The 3,958-nt window shown below is 53.0% G+C and carries 3 protein-coding genes; all 3 read right to left on the bottom strand.

The window, feature by feature from the left end:
* On the bottom strand, positions 1 to 247 hold a 247-nt coding region (locus ACETWG_02100), incomplete at its 3' end, for an HU family DNA-binding protein (protein MFB0515380.1).
* A gap of 1 nt (position 248) precedes the next feature.
* Positions 249 to 2,435: a bifunctional (p)ppGpp synthetase/guanosine-3',5'-bis(diphosphate) 3'-pyrophosphohydrolase gene (locus ACETWG_02095; protein ID MFB0515379.1), complete on the bottom strand. Its 2,187-nt coding sequence runs from the start codon at positions 2,433 to 2,435 to the stop codon at positions 249 to 251.
* Positions 2,435 to 3,832 (bottom strand): replicative DNA helicase, encoded by a 1,398-nt coding sequence (dnaB, locus tag ACETWG_02090; GenBank protein ID MFB0515378.1) that lies wholly within the window; start codon positions 3,830 to 3,832, stop codon positions 2,435 to 2,437. Before dnaB ends, ACETWG_02095 begins: the two co-directional genes overlap by 1 nt.
* Between the last annotated feature and the right edge of the window lie 126 nt (positions 3,833 to 3,958).

Below are 3,958 nucleotides of genomic sequence, written 5' to 3'. Positions count from 1 at the left end.
CATAGACTTCTTCGTTGGTCCGCGGGTTGCGAGCGCGGGGCTTGGCCTTGGTAGGCTTCACTTCGAACACACCAAAGTTTCGTATTTCAACACGTAACGAGCGGTGGTCTTCACTCATAATCTCCCGCAGGGCTTCAAAGACCGCATCCACCGGGGCCTTCATCTGCGAGACCGGCATAGCCAGCTTTTCAGCCACTCGCTGGGTTACGTCCTTTTTGGTATAAGTCACATTGTAATTATCACTCATTTTATTCACGCTCCATGTATATGATTCCAGGAATCATTCTTATACGGTTCTGAATTCGCTGCAATTTGCGAATGCCATCCACTCCCACGGCCATAAAGAGGGTCAGGATGCCTTCCTCCACCGACAGATCGACACTGACGATATTGGTATTCAGCTTCGAGATGGACTCGGTAACGTCTTTGAGAAAGTGCTTGCGATCCTCGGCAACGACTTTCAGCTGGACGACGAAATCCCGTCCTTTGCCCACATCCCATTCCACTTCTACATAGCGGTCGTGGTCTTCACCGATCAGGGGAAGGTTGGCGCAGGTTACCCGATGCACTGTAATCCCCCGACCGCGGGTCACAAATCCGATGATCTCATCGCCGGGGATCGGTCTGCAACACTTCCCCAGTGAGATGAGCAGATCGGACATGCCATCCACCCGCACCCCTTGCGCCGATCTTCGGATTCGACGCGGGGGCTGGGCTAATTTTTTGTCCAGGCCCTCACTTTCCTGAACGAGCTCCGGCACGAGCTCTTCGATGACCTGCCGGACCGTCACATCCCCCCGCCCAAGTGCGGTATATAGAGCATCCTCCGTCTCATAACCGGCCTTTTGAGGGTCTTTCCGCAACTCCTTCTTCAGAGAAGTCCGCTTCAGGCGGCGGAGAGCTTTATCCATTATTTCGCGCCCCAGCCGGATGCTTTCCTCCAGCTGGGCGCGGCGAATGAACTTCCGGATATGGGTCTTCGCCTTTCCCGTCTGAACGAACTTGAGCCAGGCATGGCTGGGAGTCTGATGCTCCGAAGTAATAATCTCGACCGTATCACCGTTGTGCAATACGTTGGTCAGAGGTACAATTTTGCTGTTGACCCGAGCGCCTACACAGTGCAGACCAACCTCAGTATGGACCTCAAAAGCCATATCCACCGGGGTAGACCCTACCGGCAGCTGGATCAGATCGCCCTTGGGAGTGAAAATGAAGATCTCATCCTTGAACAGGTCGATCCTGAGTAGATCCAGGAATTCCTCAGGGGTAGACTTTTCATTCTGAACCACCTCCACCAGCTCCCTCAGCCAGCGGACCTGACGATCCATGGTGGTGATATCCCCCTGGCTATCCTCCTTGTACCGCCAGTGCGCCGCTACCCCTATCTCGGCGGTTTGATCCATCTCGTGCGTCCGGATCTGAACTTCCACCACTTTCCCGTGGGGGCCTATCACGGTGGTGTGGATGGATTGATAGCCATTTATTTTCGGGGTGGCAATGAAATCCTTAAAGCGCTCCTGAACCGGGGTATGCAGCTGATGCACAATCCCCAGGGCGGCGTAGCACTCGTCCAGCCGGTCTACGATGATACGGATGGCCAACCGGTCGTAGATTTCCTCGAAACTGACCCGCCGGCGCTGCATTTTGCCCCAGATGGAGTAATAGTGTTTGGACCGGCCCACTACTTTGGCCTTGATGTGGTTGGCTTCCAATAGCTCACGGATGGGCCGGGCAAATTCTTCGATGTACTTTTCCTGCTCCGAGCGGGTTTCCCGCACTTTTTTAACCAGTTCGGTGAAGGCCTCCGGCTCCAGCGTCTTCAAGGCCAGGTCTTCCAGCTCCCATTTGACCCGAGCCATTCCCAGACGATGGGCCAGCGGCGCATAAACATCCCGAGTTTCGATAGCAATGCGCCGCTGCTTGATAAGAGGCAAATACTGGATAGTACGCATATTGTGCAGACGATCGGCGAACTTGATAAGGATCACCCGAAGGTCCTTGGCCACCGACAGCAGCATCTTCATGTAGTTTTCCGCCTGCCGCTCAGCCTGGCTGCGGAACTTGATATCAGCCAGCTTGGTCACTCCCTCTACCAGGTGGCACACATCAGTACCGAACTCCTCAGCGAGCATCTCGGTGGTATACGGTGTATCCTCAATTGAATCGTGGAGCAACCCGGCGGCAATGGTAATGGGATCCATACGCCATTCCGACAGGAGTAAAGCTACCTGATAGCAGTGTTCGAAATACGATTCGCCGGATTTGCGGGTCTGTTTCGCATGGACCCTCTCCGCCGTCTGATAAGCCCGCCAGAGGAAATCATCGACCGCTTCCCGGTGGCTTCCGTCAAAGGTGACTTTGTCTATGATGGCCCGGAATTTGGCCGGATAACGGTCACTGCGCGGGAGAATCTGCTTAAGGGAATCAACGACCATCAGAACGGCTCTTCCTCCATTTCTTCCTCTTCTGTAACTCGAACCGCACGTTCTTCAGGGGTAGTGGACTCAAATCCGGCATATTTAGATATGAAGGTGAGGTTAACCTTGCCTGTAGGACCATTGCGTTGCTTACCGATAATCACTTCCGCCACTCCAATGTCCTTCTCTGCCCGGCTGTAAAGCCAGGGCCGATAGAGAAATAAAATGACGTCTGAATCCTGTTCGATGGCTCCAGACTCGCGCAGGTCGGACATAATGGGCCGCTTATCCCTGCCGGGACGCTGCTCCGGCGCCCGGGATAACTGCGATAATGCCAGGATCACAATATCGAGCTCTTTGGCAAGTCCTTTTAAAGAGCGGGTCATTTCCGAAATTTCCTGTTGGCGGCTCTCCAACTGGCGATACCCAGCAAGAAGCTGTAGATAATCAATGATTGCCATCTCGATATCGTAATCCGCCTTCAGACGCCTGATCCGGGAACGGAGCTCCAGAATATTCAGCCCGGCGGTGTCATCAATATAGATAGGTAATTCAGACAAATCTCCAGCCGCTCTGGAAATTTTTGGCCAGTCCCCCTCCACAAGTCTCCTCCGGCGTAACTTGTGGGAGTCAACCCGGGCTTCGGCCGTCATCAGCCTGAGGGCCACCTGGTACTCGGACATTTCCATACTAAACAGCCCCACTCTATGTCCATACAGCTTAGCAGTGTTACGAGCAATACTAAGAGCGAAGGCGGTTTTACCCATGGATGGTCGTCCAGCAATAATAACCAGATCGGACGGTTGGAATCCGTCGGTCATATCATCTAGATCAGGGAAGCCGGACGGTAGACCGGTGTATCCATGCTTTCGATCCTGATGCTGCTTATCAAGCTTCGTGAGGCTTTTATGTAAAATTGGTTCTATGGCAACAGATTTTGCTATGCCTGAGCGGCGCTGAAGTTCAAACAGGCGATGCTCGGCTGTATCCAATAATATTAAGGGTTCACTCTCTGCTTTATAAGCTTCATCGCTCAATTTATATGCCGTTTGAATAATTTCTCTCAGAACGTATTTCTCACGGACAATATGGGCGTAGTGTTCAATATTCGCCGCTGATGGCAGGACTTCTAACAAGCCTGTCACGTAGTAGGCCCCACCCACCTTATCAAGCAGGCTCTGTTTGGTTAAATAATTGGTTAGCGTAACCGTATCAATAGGTTCTCCTATACTATCAAGATCAAGCATTGCCTTGTATATGAGGTTATGGGCCGGTTTGTAAAAACTATTCAGAGGCAACAGGGCGGTCACCCGATCTAGAGCCTTGGTGTCCATCAGGATCGCCCCCAGGACCGCCTGCTCCGCCTCGAGATTTTGCGGTGAGAGCCGCAGCTCGCCGTCTTCTTTTTTCGCCATGACGTACCTTTAGCTCGCCGTTCTCATGCCTATCGTTTCCAGTAGACCATGATTCACACTGGAGGCAGGCCGGTCAGTTCCCGGTAGCGATCCCGGATGACCTGAAAGTCTTCCCACGCCGGGGCC

This window comes from Candidatus Neomarinimicrobiota bacterium (genome assembly GCA_041862535.1).
In the GTDB taxonomy this organism is placed as follows: Bacteria; Fidelibacterota; Marinisomatia; order SCGC-AAA003-L08; family TS1B11.
Note: the sequence above shows the minus strand (reverse complement) of the source record. Positions and strands in the feature narration are given on the sequence as shown.